Source organism: Novosphingobium sp. GW821-FHT09E05, from assembly GCF_059416165.1.
On the sequence record NZ_JBWKOQ010000001.1, the window covers coordinates 1 to 18,629 of the forward strand.

Below are 18,629 nucleotides of genomic sequence, written 5' to 3' on the forward strand. Positions count from 1 at the left end.
GACCAGCGCGGCTCGACCCGCGCGCCCGGATCAGGCCCCAACCACCCGCCACATCTTCACCGCGATCCCGTGGCCCGCCCCCCGCCTCCCGCCACATCGGGCAGACATAATCTGGCCAGCCTCGCCCCTGCAGCCGCGCGAAACACCGGAGGCTCGTGGTCATAAGGCTTGATCTCAGAGCAAAGGGCCATGCCGGAAGGTGAGCATCTCGCGCAGTTCTGCAGGCGCCAGTGAGGATCCGTAAAACGCATCGCGAAGACCGCGATCGCGCGGTTTGATCGGGCTGACGAGCGGCATCTTGAAGCGGAATTGCGAAAGCGCGAGCCTTCACGAAACAGGCTCTCGTCTACGTGCGCATGGTGACATGGCTTATGCCCCGACGGCAGAGGGGATGCGCCGTTGGCTCGATTGCCGCGGCGCTTCGCGCTCGAGGTCGGTGAGTTGAGCGGCCTAGCTGGATGGTCTGACGAACATGGCTCTTTGTGTCAGGTAGCCGGTTGCGCACCAGGGAGCGGAGGACCCTGTGGCTCTTGCTGAGCGGTCACGGTCGATAGGGCAACCAAGGCAGGAACATAAAAAAGGCGGCAGTCCGATGGGACTGCCGCCTTTTTTGTTGTCCGGATTGACGCCTCAGCGGCTTGCGAGTTCCTTGTTCAGCCAGAGCGCAACCAGCGTCGCGAGCGCGCCGGAGAGCAGGTAGCCGCCCGAGGCGATCAGGCCGAACTTCACCGAGAGCAGCAGCGCGGCCAGCGGCGCGAAGCCGGCGCCGAACAGCCAAGCGAGGTCGCTGGTGAGCGCCGAGCCGGTGTAGCGGTGCTCGGTCGCGAAGGCGGAGGAGACGACTCCCGAGGACTGGCCGAAGGCGAGGCCCAGCAGGATGAAGCCGGAGATCATGAAGACGATCTCGCCCGCTGTGCCGCCGTCGAGCAGCTGAGGGGCAAAGCCGCTGAACACGGCGATGGCGACGGCGCAGGCACCGAGCAGGGTGCGGCGGCCGTAGCGGTCGGCGAGGCGGCCCGAGGCGACCATGGCGACGACGCCGAAGGCGGCGGCCAGCGCCTCGATCAGGAGGAAGCCGGTGGGCGCCTCGCGGGTGAAGAGGAAGACCCACGAGAGCGGGAACACGGTGACCATGTGGAACAGCGCGAAGCTGGCCAGCGGCGCGAAGGCGCCGATGACGATCGTGCGCCATTCGCGCGTCACGGTGCCGACGACGCTCACGGGCTGCAGGTCGCGGCTTTCGAACAGGCTCTGGAATTCCTCGGTGACGACGATGCGCAGTCGCGCGAAGAGGGCGACGACGTTGATCGCGAAGGCGACGAAGAACGGATAGCGCCAGCCCCAGTCGAGGAAGTCGGCCGCGGGCAGGGTGGTGATCATGAAGGCGAACAGCAGGCTGGCGACGATCAGGCCGAACGGCGCGCCGAGCTGCGGGATCATCGCGTACCAGCCGCGGCGGTTCTCAGGCGCGTTGAGCGCTAGCAGCGAGGCCAGGCCGTCCCAGGTCCCTCCAAGGGCGAAGCCCTGTCCGAGGCGCAGCAGGGCGAGCAGCCAGACCGAGGTCATGCCCGCCGTCTCGTAGCTGGGCAGGAAGGCGATCGCGGCGGTGGAGCCGCCGAGGCCGAACAGTGCGATCGTCAGCTTGACGCCGCGGCCGTAGGCGCGGTCGACCGCCATGAACACGAGGCTGCCGACCGGACGGGCGAGGAAGGCCAGCGCGAAGATCGCGAAGGAATAGAGCGTCCCGGTCAGAGGATCGACGAAGGGGAAGAACAGCTTCGGGAACACCAGCACCGAGGCGATGGCGTAGACGAAAAAGTCGAAGAATTCGGAGGTGCGCCCGATGATCACGCCGATCGCGATCTCTCCGGGAGAGATCGTGTGGTGCGGCTTGAACGTCGGCAGGCCGAGTTCCTCGCGGGTTGATGGAGTGGTAATGCTCATCTGGCGTCTCGCAGCCTTTGTCTGGTAGTAACACACGGCCGGGCGGGAGTCTCCACGCGTCCGCGAATCGCGCAGGCGCGGCAAGCGCCCGGCTTCAACATGCGGCCTATCGTCATTGGCGGGCCGCAAGGGGATTGGACAAAATGTCCTATGTTCGCATCCGCAGCACGAGCCTAGGCGCAGCGCCATGCACCTGCTCGAGTCACGCCTGAACCCGCCCGGCCGCCGCAGCGGTCCGAGTCGCCTCCTCAACCTGCGCGCCCTGTCGGCCCTGGCACTCGCCGGGTCGCTGGCCGCCTGCAACACCGTCGTGCTCGACCCGGCGGGCGACGTGGCGCGGCAGCAGGGCGACCTGGTCATCATCTCGACCCTGCTCATGCTGCTGATCGTGATTCCGGTCATGGCCGCCGTGGTGATCTTCGCCTGGCGCTACCGCGCGTCGAACAAGGACGCGAAGTACGAGCCGGACTGGGATCACTCGACCCAGCTTGAACTGCTGATCTGGACGGCGCCGCTGCTCATCATCATCTGCCTCGGCGCGGTGACGTGGGTCAGCACCCACCTGCTCGATCCCTATCGCACCATCGGCCGCATCGACGGCGAGACCCCGGTTGCGGCGAACGCGAAGCCGCTCGAGGTGGAAGTGGTCGCGCTCGACTGGAAGTGGCTGTTCATCTACCCCGAGCAGGGCATCGCCACGGTCAACGAGCTGGTCGTGCCCACGGGCCGCCCGCTGCAGTTCAAGATCACCTCGTCGAGTGTGATGAACTCGTTCTACGTGCCGGCGATGGCCGGGCAGATCTACGCGATGCCGGGCATGGAAACGCGCCTGCACGCGGTGATGAACAAGCCCGGCAAGTTCGAGGGCTTCTCCGCCAACTACTCGGGCGCCGGCTTCTCCAACATGCGCTTCGCGGCGCACTCGGTTTCCGACGCCGACTTCGCCAAGTGGGTGGGTCAAGTCAAGGCGACCCCTATGCAGCCCGGACCCGCCGGCCAGCCGGCCGACGATCCGCTGCCGGAGGGCCAGAGCGCCCGCCCGGTCGGCGGCAACCTCGACCGCGCGGCCTACCTCGCGCTCGAGAAGCCGAGCGAGAAGGTCCAGGTCATCCGCTACGCCTCGGTCGCGCCCGACCTCTACGACGCTATCGTCGACATGTGCGTCGAGCCGGGCAAGATGTGCTCGAGCGAGATGATGGCGATCGACGCGCGCGGCGGTCTCGGCAAGGCCGGCATCCGCAACGTCTCGATGCTCGCCTACGACAAGAACGGCCGCCAGGCCGGGAGTGAGGCCACCGCCAACCCCAACGACGCGGTCCGCAAGGAACTCGCCTGGGTGCGCGCGCTGTGCCGCCAGATACCCGGAGCGGCGCCCGACGGCACCGTCAAGGCGCCGACCGACCTGCGTTCGCTGAACGGTGCCGGCCTGGCCGCGCCGCAGTCGATCGGGCTCGGGGACCGCGAGGCGCGTGCGCCTGACGCGGCCGCCAAGCCCGCTCACGTTTCCCTGAATTCCCGGAACTGATACGATCATGGCACTAGAAGCCGCCGTAGACCATTCCCACTGGAGCCCGATCATGGGCCGCCTGTGGCTGGACGCGCTCCCGCAAGAGCCCATCGTGCTCGCGACCTTCGTGGTCGTGGCGCTGGGCGGCGTCGCCCTCGTGGCGGCGCTGACGTACTTCAAGCTCTGGGGCTATCTCTGGAAGGAGTGGTTCACCAGCGTGGACCACAAGAAGATCGGCATCATGTACATGGTGCTCGGCCTCGTCATGTTCCTGCGCGGCTTCGCCGACGCGGTGATGATGCGCATCCAGCAGTCGATCGCCTTCAACGGCAACGAGGGCTACCTCAACGCCCACCACTACGACCAGATCTTCACCGCCCACGGCGTGATCATGATCTTCTTCGTGGCGATGCCGTTCGTCACCGGCCTCATGAACTACATCGTGCCGCTGCAGATCGGCGCGCGCGACGTCAGCTTCCCGTTCCTGAACAACTTCAGCTTCTGGATGACCACCGCCGGCGCGGTGCTGGTCATGATGAGCCTGTTCATCGGCGAGTTCGCACAGACCGGGTGGCTGGCCTATCCGCCGCTCTCCAACCTGGCGTACAGCCCGTGGGTCGGCGTCGACTACTACATCTGGGCCCTGCAGATAGCGGGTGTCGGTACATTGCTCTCGGGCGTCAACCTGATCGCGACCATCGTCAAGATGCGCGCGCCGGGCATGACGATGATGCGCATGCCGATCTTCACCTGGACCTCGCTCTGCACCAACATCCTGATCGTCGCCGCCTTCCCGGTGCTGACGGCGGTGATGACGATGCTCTCGGTCGACCGCTACCTCGGCTTCAACTTCTTCTCGAACGACTTCGGCGGCTCGCCGATGATGTACGTGAACCTGATCTGGATCTGGGGCCACCCCGAGGTCTACATCCTCATCCTGCCGCTGTTCGGCGTGTTTTCGGAAGTCACCGCGACGTTCTGCGGCAAGCGCCTGTTCGGCTACTCGTCGATGGTCTACGCGACGCTGGTCATCACCATCCTGTCGTACCTCGTGTGGCTGCACCACTTCTTCACGATGGGTTCGGGCGCGAGCGTCAACTCGTTCTTCGGCATCACCACCATGGTGATCTCGATCCCGACCGGCGCGAAGCTGTTCAACTGGCTGTTCACGATGTACCGCGCGCGCATCCGCTACGAGCTGCCGATGATGTGGACGGTCGCCTTCATGCTGACCTTCACGATCGGCGGCATGACCGGCGTGCTGCTCGCGGTGCCGCCGGCCGACTTCGTGCTGCACAACTCGCTGTTCCTGATCGCCCACTTCCACAACGTCATCATCGGCGGCGTGCTGTTCGGCATCTTCGCGGCGATCAACTACTGGTGGCCCAAGGCCTTCGGCTTCAAGCTCAACCAGTTCTGGGGCAAGGTCAGCTTCTGGCTCTGGGTCCCGGGCTTCTGGGTGGCCTTCACGCCGCTCTACATCCTGGGCTTCATGGGCGTGACGCGCCGCATGCGGGTGTTCGACGATCCGAGCATCCAGATCTGGTTCGTCATCGCGGCCTTCGGCGCGCTGATGATCGCCGGCGGCATCGGCGCCATGCTCGTCCAGTTCGCGGTGTCGATCTGGAAGCGCGAGGAACTGAAGGACGAAACCGGCGATCCCTGGCACGGCCGCACGCTCGAGTGGGCGACCTCCTCGCCGCCCCCTGAGTACAACTTCGCCTTCACGCCGATTGTCCATGACATCGACGCGTGGGATGACATGAAGCGCTGCGGCGTGGAGCGTCCGACCTCCGGCTACCGTGCGATCCACATGCCCAAGGGCACCGGCACCGGCATCATCCTCGCCGGCCTGTCGACCGCGCTCGGCTTCGCGATGATCTGGTACATCTGGTGGCTCGCGGCGGTCTCGTTCGCCGGGATCATCGGCTACGCCATCTTCCATACCTTCAACTACAAGCGGGACTACCACATCCCCGTCGAGACGGTCGAAGCGACCGAGGCGGCGCGGACCCGCCAGCTCGCCGCGGCGGGAGCCTGAATCATGAGTGCAAGCACCTTGAACCCCGCTCATGACCTGAGCCAGGCGCAGCTCCAGGCCGCGTTCTACGACCTCGACGAGCACGACCATCCCGAAGGCGGCAGCACCATGCTGGGCTTCTGGATGTACCTGATGAGCGACTGCCTCATCTTCGCGATGCTCTTCGCCGCTTACGGCGTGCTCGGGGGCAGCTTCGCCGCCGGGCCAGGACCGAAGGACCTGTTCGAACTGCCGCTGGTGGCGCTCAACACCGCCATGCTGCTGTTCTCGTCGATCACCTACGGCTTCGCCATGCTGGCCATGGAGAAGGGCTCGAAGGGCGCGACGCAGATCTGGCTGCTGGTCACCGCCGTGTTCGGCATCGCCTTCCTGTCGATCGAGCTCTACGAGTTCTACCACCTGATCCACGAGGGGGCGACGCCGATGCGCTCGGGCTTCCTCACCGCGTTCTTCTCGCTGGTGGGCACCCACGGCCTCCACGTCACCTTCGGCCTGATCTGGCTGTTCACGCTGGTCGTGCAGGTCGGAAAGAAGGGCCTGATCCCGGCCAACAAGCGCCGGCTGATGTGCCTATCGCTGTTCTGGCACTTCCTCGACGTCATCTGGATCGGCGTCTTCACGTTCGTCTATCTCATGGGAATGCTGTGATGGCCCACGCCGACACCCACAACGCCGCCGCCCATCCCCATCCCGACGCGCATGCCGAGGACACCATGGAGCACGGCGGCCATGGCTCGCTGCGCGAATACGTGGTCGGCTTCCTGCTCTCGGTCGTGCTCACCGCGATCCCGTTCTGGCTGGTCATGTCGGGCGCCATCCCCGACCCGCGCACCACCGCGCTGGTCATCATGGCCTTCGCGATCGTGCAGATCGTCGTCCACATGATCTACTTCCTGCACATGAACACCAAGTCCGAGAACGGCTGGACGGTGATGGCGCTGATCTTCACGATCGTCATCGTCGTGATCGCGCTCTCGGGCTCGCTCTGGGTCATGTACCACCTCAACCACAACATGATGCCGATGAGCCACGAGATGAGTTCGATGGGCTGATCCCGGTGCCTACATCGGAAACGACTACAGCAGCGCGGCGGCCCTATGGGCTTGCCGCGCTTTTGCTGGCGGCCATGGCGCTGTTCGCCGCGCTGGGCGTCTGGCAGGTCCAGCGCCTGTACTGGAAGCACGCGCTGATCGCCCGCGTCGAGACGCGGGTCCATGCAGAGCCGGTCGAGGTGCCCGCAAATGGTGCGCTCTCTGGCAGCAAGGCCGGCGATCTGGAATATCTTCGCGTCCGGGCCTCGGGCGTCTATCAGGGAACGGCGACCGCGCTGGTGCGGGCCGCCACGGACCTGGGGACGGGGTACTGGACGATGACGCCGCTGCGCATGGATGATGGCCGCCGGGTCTGGATCAATCGCGGCTTCGTGCCTGCCGGCACCAGTGCCGCGCTGGCCGGAGCCACCGCTCCCGGTGGCCGCGTCACCGTCACCGGGCTCCTGCGCAAGAGCGAACCCAAGGGCAGCGTGCTCCAGTCCAACCGCCCGCAGGACGACCGCTGGTATTCGCGCGACGTGGACGGCATGGCGGCGGCGCGCAGGCTCGGCGCGGTGGTCCCCGCCTTCGTCGACGCACAGGTCGAGCAGCCGGGCAGCCCGTCCTCCGCCACGCCGCGGCCCGTCCCCGGCCTGACGCAGATTCACTTCCCCGACAATCACCTCATGTACGCGCTGACGTGGTTCACCCTGGCCCTTCTTTCCATGGTGGGCCTCGGCTACATCTGGCGCCGGGCGTGATCGACCGCATCGCGGCGCTGTTCGCCATCCCCGGCATCGCGCCGGGCATGGCGGGCATGTCGCCCAGTCGCTCGAGCGTCGTGCTGCTGACCCAGCTGCGCTGGCTCGCGGTGTTCGGCCAGCTGGCGACGATCGTCATCGTCTCGGCCGTGCTGAGGGTAAACCTGCCGCTCGCCCCGCTGCTGCTGGCGCCGCTGCTGCTGATGGTCATCAATCTCGCGGTCGCGGGCGTGCTCAAGCGCCGCCGGACGTTTTCCCAGCGCGAACTGTTCTCGGCGCTCATGGTCGACGTGGTGGCGCTGTGCTGGCAGCTCTACCACTCGGGCGGGGCGACCAATCCCTTCACCTTCCTGTTCCTGCTTCAGATCGTGATCGGTGCGATCATCCTCGAAGCACGGTGGAGCTGGCTCGTCGCGCTCAACGCCTGCCTTTGCATGGCGCTGCTGACCTTCCATTACACGCCGCTGCGCCTGCCGCCGCCGCACGCGAACGACCCGTTCCGCCTCTACATCTACGGCAGCCTGTTCTGCTTCGTGCTCGCCGCCGTGCTGCTCATCGTCTTCGTCGTGCGGCTCGACCGCAACCGGCGCGAGAGCGACGCGCAGCTCAGCGCCCTGCACCAGCAGGCGGCGGAGGAGGACCACATCATCCGCATGGGGCTGCTGGCGTCCGGCGCTGCCCATGAACTGGGCACGCCGCTCTCCTCGATCTCGGTGATCCTGGGCGACTGGAGCCGCGAACCGCTGATCGCCGGCGACCCGGACATGGCCGCCGACCTCGCCGACGTCCGCCGCGAACTGGCCCGCTGCAAGACCATCGTCTCGGGCATCCTCATGTCGGCGGGCGAAGTGCGCGGCATCGACCCGGCTGCCACCGGCGTCCGCGCCTTCATCGAGGACATCGCCGGGGAATGGCGCACGCGCATCCCCGGCGAACTGCGCCTCGTCGACCGGGTGGACGAGGACATGCCGATCATCGCCGACCCGGGCCTGCGCCAGGTGATCGGGAACGTCGTCGACAACGCCGCCGAAGTCTCGCCCGACCTCGTGGTCATGGAAGCCTGGCTGGAAGGCGCAGGGGACGCGCGCCGTCTCGTTCTCACCGTCAGCGACCGCGGTCCCGGCTTCGCGCCCGAGATGCTCGACCGCATCGGCCAGCCCTACGCCTCGACCAAGGGGCGCGACGGCGGCGGGCTGGGTCTGTTCCTGGTGGTCAACGTGATCCGCAAGCTGGGCGGCGCCGTTTCGGTCGAGAACCGTCCCGGCGGCGGTGCGAGCGTGCAACTGGCGATCCCCCTCGCTACACTGGCGCTCGACCATACCGGCCCGGACACCATCGCATGAGCGAGACCGACCTACTGCCCGAAGGCGCGAGCCTGCTCATCGTCGAGGATGATCCCACCTTCGCGCGCACACTGCGCCGCTCGTTCGAGCGCCGGGGCTACCGCGTGGCCTCGGCCGCCAGCCCCGAAGAGGCCGAGGCACTGTATAGCACGGAGGGCTTCGACTTCGCGGTCGTGGACCTCAAGCTGGGCGGCGCCTCGGGCCTTGCGGTGGTCGAGGCGCTGCACGCCCGCTCGCCCGACACCCGCATCGTCGTGCTGACCGGCTACGCCAGCATCGCCACCGCGGTCGAGGCGGTGAAGCTGGGCGCCGCACATTACCTCGCCAAGCCCTCCAACACCGACGACATCGAGGCCGCCTTCGCGTCCCTGCGCGGCGATGCCAGCGTGCCGCTCGAAGGGCGCAGGAGCTCGATCAAGACGCTGGAGTGGGAATACATCCACCGCACCCTGGTGGAGTGCGACTTCAACATCTCGGAAACCGCCCGCCGCCTCGGCCTCCATCGCCGCACCCTCGCGCGCAAGCTCGAGAAGCGGCAGGTATGACCGCTCGCGCCGCCGCTTCCTGTTGACCGGCATCCGCGCCGGCTCGCAACCGGCGAGACCGTCGGCCGCCGGTTCGCCCTGCCTGACGACGAAGGTGCGGTGGATAGGTTCTCGCCGGGATGTCATGATCCTCGATTACGCCCCACTGGTCGCCGAAGCGGACAACGCCCCGCCGCGTCCGGAGGGCGCTTTGTTGCAGCGCGGGAAACAACCTCCGCCCCCTAGAGTTCGCCATGATCATGCTGATTTCCCGTCCCGTCCAGGACCATCCCGACCATCCCGGACTGCTGAGCCGGTACGGCGCGGTACTGTTCCTGCGCAACGCCGTTGCCTCCAGCCTGTGCTTCGCGCTCGACATGGGGCTGATCTGGGTCATGGTGTCACAGCTTGGCATCGACAAGTTCGTCGCCGTGACGCTGGGCTTCGTCACCGCCAACGCGCTGAACTACGTCCTCGCCCGTATCTGGGTCTTTCGAGAAACCGATCGCGGGCTGTTCACCGGCTACATCTATTTCCTGGGCAATGCGCTGGTCGGCCTCGCCATCATCCTCGCCGGTTTCGCCCTGCTGACCGGGCCGCTCGACACGCATTACATGGTGGCGCGGGTGGTCGTCTCGCTATGCTCGGGGACGATCGTCTTCATCCTCAACGCGACGCTGAACTTTCACGAGGTGTAAATCCTACCGTGAGCCGCGGCGGGCTGCTATGGCGAGGGCGGGCAGCTTGGCCGCGGTGGGCTCATGCTGCGGGACAGGAGGCGGCGACATGACGATCCTGAGTCTCCCGATCCTGCAGGGCCTCGCCCGCGGATGGGCAGGGCCGTTCCGCTTCCGGGCCCTGGGCGCCGGCCGGTTCGAAAACCGGGATGGTGCCGCCAACCGCATCCTTTTCGATGACGTGCCGTGAAGGCGTCGCTCGCGCTGTTCGGCGCGCTGGCGCTGCTGCCGGCGATGGTCGGTCCGCTGGAGGCAGAGGCGCGCACCCTGCCTGCCCCACTTTGCGGCGGCTCGGCGGCGATGCTCCGCCTTCCCGTCCGTGACGCCCCGCCGGGACCCCCGCAGGGGCCGTGCTGCGCCAAGGGTTGCCATTCGGACAGCAAGCGCAAGCGGCTTGATCGCGCGTAATGACCGGGAAGGGGCTCAGCCCTGGGTATCGAACTCGACGCCGAACAGGTTGTCTTCCCGCCAGCGGACGAGACCCCACAGTTCGCGGCCGTCCACCAGCCGGGCGCGGATCACCTCGTTGAGCGCGGGCGGCGGGCCGAGCGCGGCGGCGCTGAGGCCGCGCGCGGAGATGTCGCGCACGATCACCGCGATCTCCGCTCCGGACGCATCGGTGAGCGCGAAGCGCATGCAGCGTCGTCGGCGGCGTTCGCGCAAGTGGGGGGTGGGGCGGAAACGCGGCTCGTCCATCCGGACCATGACGGCAGCGCGGCGGAGATTTTCAGGGTGCCGCCTTCCAGGAGCCCCAACAAGAAAAGGCGGCCCATGGACCGCCTTTTCCCTCCTCTCCAAACCTACGATGACCGGACCGTCTTGCGCGGTCCTGGCCGGGGGTTTGAAACTCTCAGTGATCCGCCGCGGATGCGACGGCGATGCCGGTCTGCATGTAGGGGATCGGGTTGACCGCTTCGCCGGCCATGCGCACTTCGTAGTGCAGATGCGGGCCGGTCGAGTTGCCGGTGCTGCCGACGAAACCGATCACGTCACCCTTGTGGACGCGCTGGCCCTCGGCGACGTTGAGGCGCGACATGTGGCCGTAGCGGGTCTGCATGTCGCCGCCATGCTCGAGTGCGATGTAAAGGCCGTAGCCGCTGAACCACGAGGCGCGGCTGACGGTGCCGTCGGCGGTGGCGTAGATCGGGGTGCCGACGGGGGCGGCGAGGTCCACGCCCTTATGCGCGCGGCGGCCACCGAGAATGGGGTGTTCGCGCATGCCGAAGGTGCTGGTCATGCGTTCCTGGGCGAGGGGGTTGCGCGAGGGGATGGCGACCGAGGCGAAGCTGCCGGAGATGGCGGGCTTGGGCTTGGCCGAAGCGAGACCGGTTTCCTCGAAGTTCTGCCAGGAACTGAAGAGCTGGCGGAACTGTTCGTCCTCGCCGCCGGTTACGGACTGGTTGGCAGCCTGTGCGGCGCGCAGCGGAGCCGAAATGTCGGCCGAGGCGGCGCTGCTGTTGGCCATCGCGGGATGCGCGGCCATCGAAAGTCCGGCGACGACGAAGAGTCCTGTCACTGCGCGGAACTTGGCGAAGAATTTCGTTACGACCACTCGCAATACCTTGCTTTCCGCCGCTATCCGCCCGGCATTTTCCGAGCGCATGCCACGTTGTTTTCGCACGACCAGCTAAGCGGAAGCAGGCCGCACTTCAGGATTGGAGATGGTCGGAACCCCCCGCCGTCTCGCAGAACATGACTTATGCCGTTAGGTTTCGCCTAGGCAAGCGCCGTGTACAGGTCGCGCGACAGACCGGCAGAGAGGCGCGCCGAGTCGTTGAACGGTGGTTTGAGGTTGCTGCGAAAGTAACGGGAAACCAAGGATTTCCACAAGTTTCCGGGCTCCTCGGCCAACCGTTCGGCGACGTCGGTGAAATGGTTTGCGCCGAAACGAACGTGGCGAATCTCGTCGTCAAGGATTCGTTCCAGGATGCGCGCGCCGCGCTCGTCACCCCCGCCCCGCACGCGGTTTATGGCCCCCGGCGTGACGTCGAGGCCGCGCGCTTCCAGCACCATCGGCACCACCGCGAGGCGGGCGGCGACGTCGTGGCTGGTCTCCGCGGCGGCGCCCCACAGGCCGTCGTGGGCGGGCAGGGCGCCGTAGCGGCTGCCCAGGGTATGCAGGTGGCGGTTGAGCAGGGCGAAATGCATGGCCTCGTCCGCTGCAACCGACAGGAAATCGCCGACGAAGGCCGGGCCCATCTCCTGTCCGAACCGCCCCGCCATGTCGAGCGCGAGGTCGATCGCCACGAACTCGATGTGGGCGAGCGCGTGCCACAGCGCGATCCGGCCGTGCGCCGAGCCGTTCTTGCGCTTCGGCATTCTGGCGGGTGGCAGCAGCTCAGGCTCGTCCGGGCGGCCGGGCGTTTCCGGCATGGCGACGTCGAATGCGAAGGCGAGGCGCCCCAGACGCCAGTCGCGCGCGACCTTGCGCGCCGCCATCGTCTTGGCGCGTACGTCACGCTCGCATAGCGCAGCGCGGATCGCGGCGGCTACGGAGTTCTGCATGAGTGGCCCTTCATCAAAATACCCGTCGTCCGCCTGCGCGGGGGCGACGAGGCTTTAGTTCATTCTGTGGCTGAGATTCACACCGCCTGCGCGGCTTCCAGCACCTTGGCGGCGTGGTCCTTGACCTTCACCTTGTCCCAGACCTGCGCGATCCGGCCATCGGGACCGATCAGATAGGTGGTGCGCACCATGCCCATGTAGGTGCGGCCGTAGTTCACCTTCTCGGTCCAGATGCCGAGCGCGTCCGAGAGACCGTTTTCCTCGGCATCGGTGGCGAGCGGGGCCTTGAGGTCGTGCTTGGCGATGAAGTTCTGGTGCTTCTTGGCCGAATCCTTGCTGACGCCCAGCAGCGCGGTGCCGGCGGCCTCGAATTCGGGGGCGAGGGCGGAGAACTCGATGTTCTCGGTGGTGCAGCCCGGCGTCGCGTCCTTGGGGTAGAAGAAGACGACGAGCTTGCGGCCGGCGAAGTCCGAGACTTTCACGGCGGCGCCCTCGGGCGTTTCGAGGGCGATGTCGGGGAAGGCGTCGCCGACGTGGGGGCGGGGGTTGGTCATGTCTCGATCTCCAAGGTTTCGCCGAAGGCCGCGTGCCAGGCCGCCGCGACATGCGCGCGTGCCTCGGCCAGCCCCCGTTCGAGCGTCTGCCAGTCCCCATAGCCACATGCGCGCACGAGCGCCATGCAGGCGGCGTGGCCGGGCTCCTGCGCATCGGGCGCGAGCAGCCGCCCGGCGACGAGCAGGCGGGTGAGCGCATCGTGCGCCTCCACCAGCGGGGCGGCGACCAGCCCGGCGGCGGTCAGCGCGCGCACCGCTTCGCCGAGATCCGGGTCAAGGCCGGGGCCGCGTTCGCGCAGCTGGATGAAGTGGACGATGAATTCGAGATCGACCAGCCCGCCGCGCGCCAGCTTGACGTCGAGCGGGCCCTTGGCGGGTTTGTGCTTCGCCATCTTCGCGCGCATTTCGAGCACGTCGGCGCGCAGCTTTTCGGGCCCGCGCGGTTCGGTCAGCACGGCATGGACGATCCCGGCCAGCGCGGCGCGCCCTTCGGCCGACCCGTAGAGCGGGCGCGCGCGGCACAGCGCCATGTGCTCCCAGGTCCAGGCCTGTTCGCGCTGGTAGCGCTCGAAGCTGTCGAGGCTGGCGGCAGGCGGGCCCTGCGCGCCCGAGGGCCTGAGGCGGGTATCGACTTCGAACAGCGCTCCCTGCGCGGTCGCCACCGACAGCGCCGAGATCGCGCGCTGCGACAGGCGGTTGTAGTAATGGGTCGCCCCCAGCGGCCGCCGCCCGTCCGACTCGGCCTGAAAGTCGCCGCTGAACAGGTAGATGAGGTCGAGGTCGGAAGCGTGGGTCAGCACCCCGCCGCCCATGCGGCCAAGGCCGAGCACCAGCATCTCGCTGTCCGGCACCTCGCCATGGACGGCACGGAATTCCTCCACGGCCGCATTGGTCAGCACCACCAGCGCGGCCTCGGCGATTCGGGCGAGGGCGTGGCCGATGGCGATCGGGTCGTTGACGCCCTCGATCAGCTGGACGCCCAGCTTGAAGCGCAACTCGCCCACCTTGCGGCGCACCGCGTCAAGCTTGCGCTCATAGTCGTCGCCCGGCTCGAAGCGCGCCAGTTCGGCGGTGAGTTCCTCGACCGTGCCGGGCAGGTCGAAGGCGGATGCGTCGATCAGCGGGTCGAGCAGGTCGGCGCGGCGGGCCAGTGCGTCGGCGAGCGGCGGGGCGAGTCCGAGGATGCGCGCCAGCAGCTCGATCAGCGCAGGGCGGGCTTCCAGCAGGTTGAACAGGTTGATCGCGGTGGGCAGGTTGCCCAGCAGTTCCTCCCAGCGCGCCAGCAGGCGCTCGGGATCGGGCGCGGCGCCGAAGGCGGCGAGGAGGTCGGGGCGGATCGCCTCGAAGGCCCGCCGCGCAGGCTCGGAGCGCAGCGCCCGCACCTTGCCGCCCAGCCAGCCGCGCATCCGCTCGGACAGGGCGAGTGGATCGGCGAAGCCCAGAGCTTCCAACTCGTCGGCGAGCGAGGTCTGGTCGGGCATCGCGACCGGCACGCCGGAGCGTTCCGCATGGGCCATGATGAGCGCATCGTAGCGCTCGCCCACCGCCTCGGTGATCGCGGTCAATTCGTTGAGCAGGGCCTGACCGCTTTCCAATCCATCGAGCCGGGCGACTGCCTCGATGGCCTCGGCCGTTTTCGGCAGGCTGTGGGTCTGCTGGTCCTGGATCATTTGCAATCGGTGTTCGACGGTCCGCAGGCGGTCGTAGCTTTCGCCGAGCAGCCGCGCTTCTTCCGCCGGGACCAGCCCGGCATGGGCCAGTGCATCGAGCGTCGCGCGGGTGCCCCGCAGGCGGAGCGCCGGGTGGCGGCCGCCGTGGATGAGCTGGTGGGTCTGGGCGTAGAATTCCACCTCGCGGATGCCGCCGCGGCCTTTCTTGAGGTCGAAGCCCGGCCCCACCACCGCCGAGCCGCGGGTGCTGGCGCGGATCTGCGCGGTGAGGCGCCCGATCTCGGCGATGGCCCCGAAGTCGAGGCTGCGGCGCCAGACGAAGGGCCGGATCGCAGCGAGGAACGCCTCGCCTGCCGCGATGTCCCCGGCGCAGGCGCGGGCGCGGATGAAGGCGGCACGCTCCCAGGTGAGCGCCGAGGATTCGTAGTGCGTCAGCGCCGCATCGACCGGGATCGCCAGCGGGCTGACCTCCGATGCGGGTCGCAGGCGCAGGTCGACGCGGAAGACGTAGCCTTCGTGATCGACGCGCGAGAGCGTCTCGACCACCGTGCGGGCCACGCGCTGCGCCGCCTCGCCGGGCTCGTCGCGTTCGCGGCGGGGGAGGACGAGGGGGTCGAACAGCAGGATCGGGTCGATATCCGAGCTGTAGTTGAGTTCGCCCGCGCCGTGCTTGCCAAGGGCGAGCGCGATGAAGCCTGTGGAGGCCTCGGCGGGGTCGAAATCGGGCACGCGGCGGCGGATGCCCTCGACAATGGCGGCATCCAGTGCGCGGTCGGCAAAGGCGGAAAGCGCGCCGGTCACTTCCAGCAGCGGGAAGGCGCCGGCAAGGTCGCCGATGGCCAGCGTGAGGGCCAAGGCCTGCTTCTCGCGACGCAGCGCCGAGCCGGTGTCGGCCGCGCCTTCGCCGGCGCCGCGCGCGAAGGCCAGCGCGCCCGCGCCGTCCCCGGCGGCAAGCAGCTCGGCCAGGGCGGGGCGGCGCTCCAGCAGCCCCGCGAGGTACGGCGCGTTGGCGCGGGCGCGGGCGATGGCGGCGGTCCAGTCGGCACTCATGGACCGTTCCTGCCCGGCGGAATGGGCAGGAGCAAGGCGGTTCGCGACCACCACCTCTTTCTTTTCGTCATTCCCGCGCAGGCGGGAACCCATCTCCTGCCTTGTCCCATGAAGCGGCATCAGCCGGGTCCCCGCCTGAGCGGGGATGACGGGATTTATGGAGTGGAGGGGGTTGAGGAGCCACCTTGCCCCGCGCCGCCTGCTCTGGCACCTGTGCGCCCGTCCCAGCGCGAGGTCCCGCCGATGAAACATATCCTGCCGCTAGCCGCCGCCATGACGCTTGGCCTGTGCACTGCCGCGTCGGCCCAGGACGGCCCGCTGCCCAAGGGCACCGCCCTCAAGCCGCCCAAGGATGCGGGCGCACAGCCCGACGTGCCGGTGCCGCTGATGCAGGCGATCACCAAGCGCCTCTCCGCCGACGACTTCGAGGGCCGCGCGCCGAGCACCGCGCTCGAGCCTAAGATTCTCGACTACATCGTCGCGCAGTTCAAGGCGGCGGGGCTCCAGCCCGGCAACAGGGGCCAGTGGCTGCAGCCGGTGCCGACCGTCGAGCTGACCGGCAGCAATTATACCCCGCTGACCGTCTCGGGCGCGTCGAAACTGTCGTTCAGGTTCGGTGACGACTACGTCGCCGCCAGCTACCGCGTGACGCCGAAAACGCAGGTGAAGGACAGCGAGCTGGTCTTCGTCGGCTACGGCATCAACGCGCCGGAGCTGGGCTGGAACGACTACGCCGGCCTCGACATGAAGGGTAAGACCGCGGTCATCCTCGTCAACGACCCCGACTACGCGATGGAAAGCGAGGACGGTCTCTTCAAGGGCCGCCGCATGACCTACTACGGCCGCTGGACCTACAAGTTCGAGGAAGCCGCGCGCCAGGGCGCCACCGCCGCGCTGATCGTGCATGACACCTTCCCCGCCGCCTACGGCTGGAAGGTCGTCAACTCCAGCTGGACCGGCGCGCAGTACATGGTTCAGAAGGCCAACGACGGCATGGACCAGACGGCCGCCAACGGCTGGGTGCAGAAACCCGTCGCCGAGGCGATCCTGAAGGCCGCCGGCAAGGACCTCGCCAGCCTCACCGCCGCCGCCCAGAAGAAGGGCTTCAAGGCGGTTCCGCTGGGCCTCAAGGTCAGCTTCGGGTTCGACAACGCCATCCGCAAGTCGACGTCCAACAACGTCGTCGGCGTGCTGCCCGGCAAGACCCGGCCCGACGAGGTCGTGCTCTACAGCGCTCATTGGGACCACCTCGGCCGCTGCACCCCGGACGCGACCGGCGACGACATCTGCAACGGCGCGGTCGACAACGCCGACGGCGTCGCGGTGCTGACCGGGATCGCGAAGATGAACGCCGAGGCCGGCCCCGCCGCGCGCAGCCAGGTCTTCGTGGCGCTGACGCTGGAGGAATCGGGCCTGCTCGGCTCCGAATACTACGGCGCCAATCCGATCTATCCGCTCGACCACACCGTCGGCGGCGTCAACATGGATGCGCTGCTGCCGACCGGGCCGTCGAAGTCGTACACCTCGACCGGCGGCGACAAGTCGGAGCTGGGCGACCTCTACCTCGCGGCCCTCAAGGCGCGCGGTCTCACCGACGTGCCCGAGGACCATCCCGAGCGCGGCGGCTACTACCGCTCGGACCACTTCAGCCTCGCCAAGCGCGGCGTGCCGATGTTCAACATCGAGCGCAGCGCCGACCTCGTGACCGGCGGCACTGAGGCGGGCGAAAAGGCCGCGCAGGACTACACCGACAACCGCTACCACGCCCCGGCCGACGAATATTCCGACGACTGGGACTGGACCGGTATCGCCCAGGACGCCGAACTCTACTACGCGCTCGGCCGCGAACTGGCGGAGGGCCCGATGTGGCCCAATTGGCGCCCGACCGACGAATTCCGCGCCATCCGCGACAAGGCCTGCGCGGCCGCAACCCAGGGATGCAAGACCAAGTGACGTTCGCGCTTCCCCCCGAATGGCATCCGCAGGACTGGATCTGGATCGGCTTCCCGCATGACCCGGTCGAGTGGCCGGGCTTCCTCGCAGCGGCGCAGGAGCAGATGGCAGCCTTCGCCAGCGCCGTCGCCGAGAGCGGGCAGGAGGTGCGCCTGCTGGTGCGCGACGAGGTGAACCGGGCGCGGGCGTCGGAGCTGGTTTCGGAGAAAGTCACGCTGGAGACGCGGCGCTACGGTGACGTCTGGCTGCGCGACACCGGGCCGCTGGTCGTGATGGACGCGCACAAAGGCTCCGGCGGCCACCGCAAGGCTATGCGCTTCGGCTTCAACGGCTGGGGCGGCAAGTACCTGATGGACGGCGACCAGGAGATCGGCGAGGAACTGGCGCGCGAGGCCGGCCTCGAGGTCGAACTGGCCGACTGGATCCTCGAGGGCGGCGCGCTCGACGGCGACGGCACCGGGCTGGTCGCGACGACCGCGCAGTGCCTGCTCAACCCCAACCGCAATCCGCACCTGACGCGGGCGGACCTCGAAATGCGCCTCAAGCGCGATCTTGGCTACGACCGGGTGCTGTGGCTCGGCGACGGGCTGATCAACGACCACACCGACGGCCATGTCGACAACCTTGCCCGCTTCGTGGCGCCGAACGTGCTGGCGCTGCCGCGGGCGACCGGCCCGGACGATCCCAACGCGGCGATCTACGCTGATGCGAAGGCGCGGGCCGAGGCGATGGGGGTGACGGTTGCCGAGGTTCCCTCGCCCGGCCGGGTCGAGAGCGAGGGCGGGCGGGTCGAGCCGGCCAGTTACATGAACTTCGCGGTGACCTCGAAGCTGGTCGTGGTGCCGACCTATGGCACCACGCACGACGAGGAGGGCGTCGCCGCCATCGCCGCGCTGTTCCCGGACCGGGATACGGTGGGTGTGCTGGCCGACGCGGTGCTGGCGGGCGGGGGCTCGTTCCACTGCTCCAGCCAGCAGATGCCGTCGCTTTGAGCCGTTTGGAAAGACCG

18 protein-coding genes are annotated in these 18,629 nt (G+C 68.0%); 12 read left to right on the forward strand and 6 right to left on the reverse strand.

The window, feature by feature from the left end:
* Window positions 1-630: 630 nt before the first annotated feature.
* Window positions 631-1,944: an MFS transporter gene (locus tag AC07M9_RS00005; RefSeq protein WP_494880265.1), complete on the reverse strand. Its 1,314-nt coding sequence runs from the start codon at window positions 1,942-1,944 to the stop codon at window positions 631-633.
* A gap of 187 nt (window positions 1,945-2,131) precedes the next feature.
* Between AC07M9_RS00005 and cyoA the strand changes: the two genes are divergently transcribed.
* The 10 genes from cyoA (at window position 2,132) to AC07M9_RS00055 (ending at window position 10,296) form a co-directional block, all read left to right on the forward strand.
* On the forward strand, window positions 2,132-3,469 hold the full coding sequence (gene cyoA / locus AC07M9_RS00010; RefSeq protein ID WP_494880267.1) for a ubiquinol oxidase subunit II: 1,338 nt from the start codon (window positions 2,132-2,134) through the stop codon (window positions 3,467-3,469).
* A gap of 7 nt (window positions 3,470-3,476) precedes the next feature.
* Window positions 3,477-5,492, forward strand: coding sequence for a cytochrome o ubiquinol oxidase subunit I (cyoB, locus tag AC07M9_RS00015; protein ID WP_494880269.1), 2,016 nt, complete (start codon window positions 3,477-3,479; stop codon window positions 5,490-5,492).
* A 3-nt stretch (window positions 5,493-5,495) separates the two neighbouring features.
* Window positions 5,496-6,140, forward strand: coding sequence for a cytochrome o ubiquinol oxidase subunit III (gene cyoC, locus AC07M9_RS00020; protein WP_494880270.1), 645 nt, complete (start codon window positions 5,496-5,498; stop codon window positions 6,138-6,140).
* A complete protein-coding gene (gene cyoD, locus AC07M9_RS00025) occupies window positions 6,140-6,544 on the forward strand; it encodes a cytochrome o ubiquinol oxidase subunit IV (protein ID WP_007683416.1) in 405 nt (134 codons plus the stop codon). The genes cyoC and cyoD overlap by 1 nt, the downstream gene beginning before the upstream one ends.
* Before the next feature lie 5 nt (window positions 6,545-6,549).
* Window positions 6,550-7,284, forward strand: coding sequence for an SURF1 family protein (locus tag AC07M9_RS00030; RefSeq protein ID WP_494880273.1), 735 nt, complete (start codon window positions 6,550-6,552; stop codon window positions 7,282-7,284).
* Complete coding sequence (locus tag AC07M9_RS00035; protein WP_494880275.1) at window positions 7,281-8,627, forward strand: ATP-binding protein; 1,347 nt, start codon at window positions 7,281-7,283, stop codon at window positions 8,625-8,627. Before AC07M9_RS00030 ends, AC07M9_RS00035 begins: the two co-directional genes overlap by 4 nt.
* Entirely contained in the window at window positions 8,624-9,172 is a 549-nt protein-coding gene (locus AC07M9_RS00040) for a response regulator transcription factor (protein WP_494880276.1), read from the forward strand. Before AC07M9_RS00035 ends, AC07M9_RS00040 begins: the two co-directional genes overlap by 4 nt.
* A 233-nt stretch (window positions 9,173-9,405) precedes the next feature.
* The gene (locus AC07M9_RS00045; protein WP_494880278.1) at window positions 9,406-9,849 is read left to right on the forward strand and encodes a GtrA family protein; all 444 of its coding nucleotides are present in this window, start codon (window positions 9,406-9,408) and stop codon (window positions 9,847-9,849) included.
* 88 nt (window positions 9,850-9,937) lie between these two features.
* Window positions 9,938-10,078 (forward strand): hypothetical protein, encoded by a 141-nt coding sequence (locus tag AC07M9_RS00050; RefSeq protein WP_494880279.1) that lies wholly within the window; start codon window positions 9,938-9,940, stop codon window positions 10,076-10,078.
* Window positions 10,075-10,296: a hypothetical protein gene (locus AC07M9_RS00055; RefSeq protein WP_494880281.1), complete on the forward strand. Its 222-nt coding sequence runs from the start codon at window positions 10,075-10,077 to the stop codon at window positions 10,294-10,296. Before AC07M9_RS00050 ends, AC07M9_RS00055 begins: the two co-directional genes overlap by 4 nt.
* Before the next feature lie 15 nt (window positions 10,297-10,311).
* On the opposite strand, the gene AC07M9_RS00060 is transcribed toward AC07M9_RS00055, so the two are convergent.
* From AC07M9_RS00060 to AC07M9_RS00080, 5 genes are all read right to left on the reverse strand, one after another.
* A complete protein-coding gene (locus tag AC07M9_RS00060) occupies window positions 10,312-10,524 on the reverse strand; it encodes a histidine kinase (protein ID WP_494880282.1) in 213 nt (70 codons plus the stop codon).
* A 214-nt stretch (window positions 10,525-10,738) separates the two neighbouring features.
* Window positions 10,739-11,440 carry a M23 family metallopeptidase gene (locus tag AC07M9_RS00065; protein WP_494880283.1) on the reverse strand — a complete coding sequence of 234 codons (702 nt, stop codon included), beginning with the start codon at window positions 11,438-11,440 and terminating at the stop codon, window positions 10,739-10,741.
* 164 nt (window positions 11,441-11,604) lie between these two features.
* Window positions 11,605-12,393: a ferritin-like domain-containing protein gene (locus tag AC07M9_RS00070; RefSeq protein ID WP_494880285.1), complete on the reverse strand. Its 789-nt coding sequence runs from the start codon at window positions 12,391-12,393 to the stop codon at window positions 11,605-11,607.
* Between the two features lie 77 nt (window positions 12,394-12,470).
* Window positions 12,471-12,947, reverse strand: coding sequence for a peroxiredoxin (locus AC07M9_RS00075; protein ID WP_494880287.1), 477 nt, complete (start codon window positions 12,945-12,947; stop codon window positions 12,471-12,473).
* Window positions 12,944-15,667 (reverse strand): bifunctional [glutamine synthetase] adenylyltransferase/[glutamine synthetase]-adenylyl-L-tyrosine phosphorylase, encoded by a 2,724-nt coding sequence (locus tag AC07M9_RS00080; protein ID WP_494880289.1) that lies wholly within the window; start codon window positions 15,665-15,667, stop codon window positions 12,944-12,946. Before AC07M9_RS00080 ends, AC07M9_RS00075 begins: the two co-directional genes overlap by 4 nt.
* Before the next feature lie 243 nt (window positions 15,668-15,910).
* On the opposite strand from AC07M9_RS00080, the gene AC07M9_RS00085 reads away from it, so the two are divergent.
* Together AC07M9_RS00085 and AC07M9_RS00090 are read left to right on the forward strand one after the other, a co-directional pair.
* Window positions 15,911-17,620 carry a M28 family metallopeptidase gene (locus tag AC07M9_RS00085; RefSeq protein WP_494880291.1) on the forward strand — a complete coding sequence of 570 codons (1,710 nt, stop codon included), beginning with the start codon at window positions 15,911-15,913 and terminating at the stop codon, window positions 17,618-17,620.
* Window positions 17,605-18,612, forward strand: a complete 1,008-nt coding sequence (locus AC07M9_RS00090) for an agmatine deiminase family protein (protein ID WP_494880293.1) — start codon at window positions 17,605-17,607, stop codon at window positions 18,610-18,612. Before AC07M9_RS00085 ends, AC07M9_RS00090 begins: the two co-directional genes overlap by 16 nt.
* Window positions 18,613-18,629: the final 17 nt, after the last annotated feature.

Bases quoted from the DNA above. Each gene is read 5' to 3' on its own strand.
- AC07M9_RS00005 (WP_494880265.1), bottom strand. From the start codon at position 1,944: ATGAGCATTACCACTCCATCAACCCGCGAGGAACTCGGCCTGCCGACG.
- cyoA (WP_494880267.1), top strand. From the start codon at position 2,132: ATGCACCTGCTCGAGTCACGCCTGAACCCGCCCGGCCGCCGCAGCGGT.
- cyoB (WP_494880269.1), top strand. From the start codon at position 3,477: ATGGCACTAGAAGCCGCCGTAGACCATTCCCACTGGAGCCCGATCATG.
- cyoC (WP_494880270.1), top strand. From the start codon at position 5,496: ATGAGTGCAAGCACCTTGAACCCCGCTCATGACCTGAGCCAGGCGCAG.
- cyoD (WP_007683416.1), top strand. From the start codon at position 6,140: ATGGCCCACGCCGACACCCACAACGCCGCCGCCCATCCCCATCCCGAC.
- AC07M9_RS00040 (WP_494880276.1), top strand. From the start codon at position 8,624: ATGAGCGAGACCGACCTACTGCCCGAAGGCGCGAGCCTGCTCATCGTC.
- AC07M9_RS00045 (WP_494880278.1), top strand. From the start codon at position 9,406: ATGATCATGCTGATTTCCCGTCCCGTCCAGGACCATCCCGACCATCCC.
- AC07M9_RS00050 (WP_494880279.1), top strand. From the start codon at position 9,938: ATGACGATCCTGAGTCTCCCGATCCTGCAGGGCCTCGCCCGCGGATGG.
- AC07M9_RS00060 (WP_494880282.1), bottom strand. From the start codon at position 10,524: ATGCGCTTCGCGCTCACCGATGCGTCCGGAGCGGAGATCGCGGTGATC.
- AC07M9_RS00070 (WP_494880285.1), bottom strand. From the start codon at position 12,393: ATGCAGAACTCCGTAGCCGCCGCGATCCGCGCTGCGCTATGCGAGCGT.
- AC07M9_RS00075 (WP_494880287.1), bottom strand. From the start codon at position 12,947: ATGACCAACCCCCGCCCCCACGTCGGCGACGCCTTCCCCGACATCGCC.
- AC07M9_RS00080 (WP_494880289.1), bottom strand. From the start codon at position 15,667: ATGAGTGCCGACTGGACCGCCGCCATCGCCCGCGCCCGCGCCAACGCG.
- AC07M9_RS00085 (WP_494880291.1), top strand. From the start codon at position 15,911: ATGAAACATATCCTGCCGCTAGCCGCCGCCATGACGCTTGGCCTGTGC.
- AC07M9_RS00090 (WP_494880293.1), top strand. From the start codon at position 17,605: ATGCAAGACCAAGTGACGTTCGCGCTTCCCCCCGAATGGCATCCGCAG.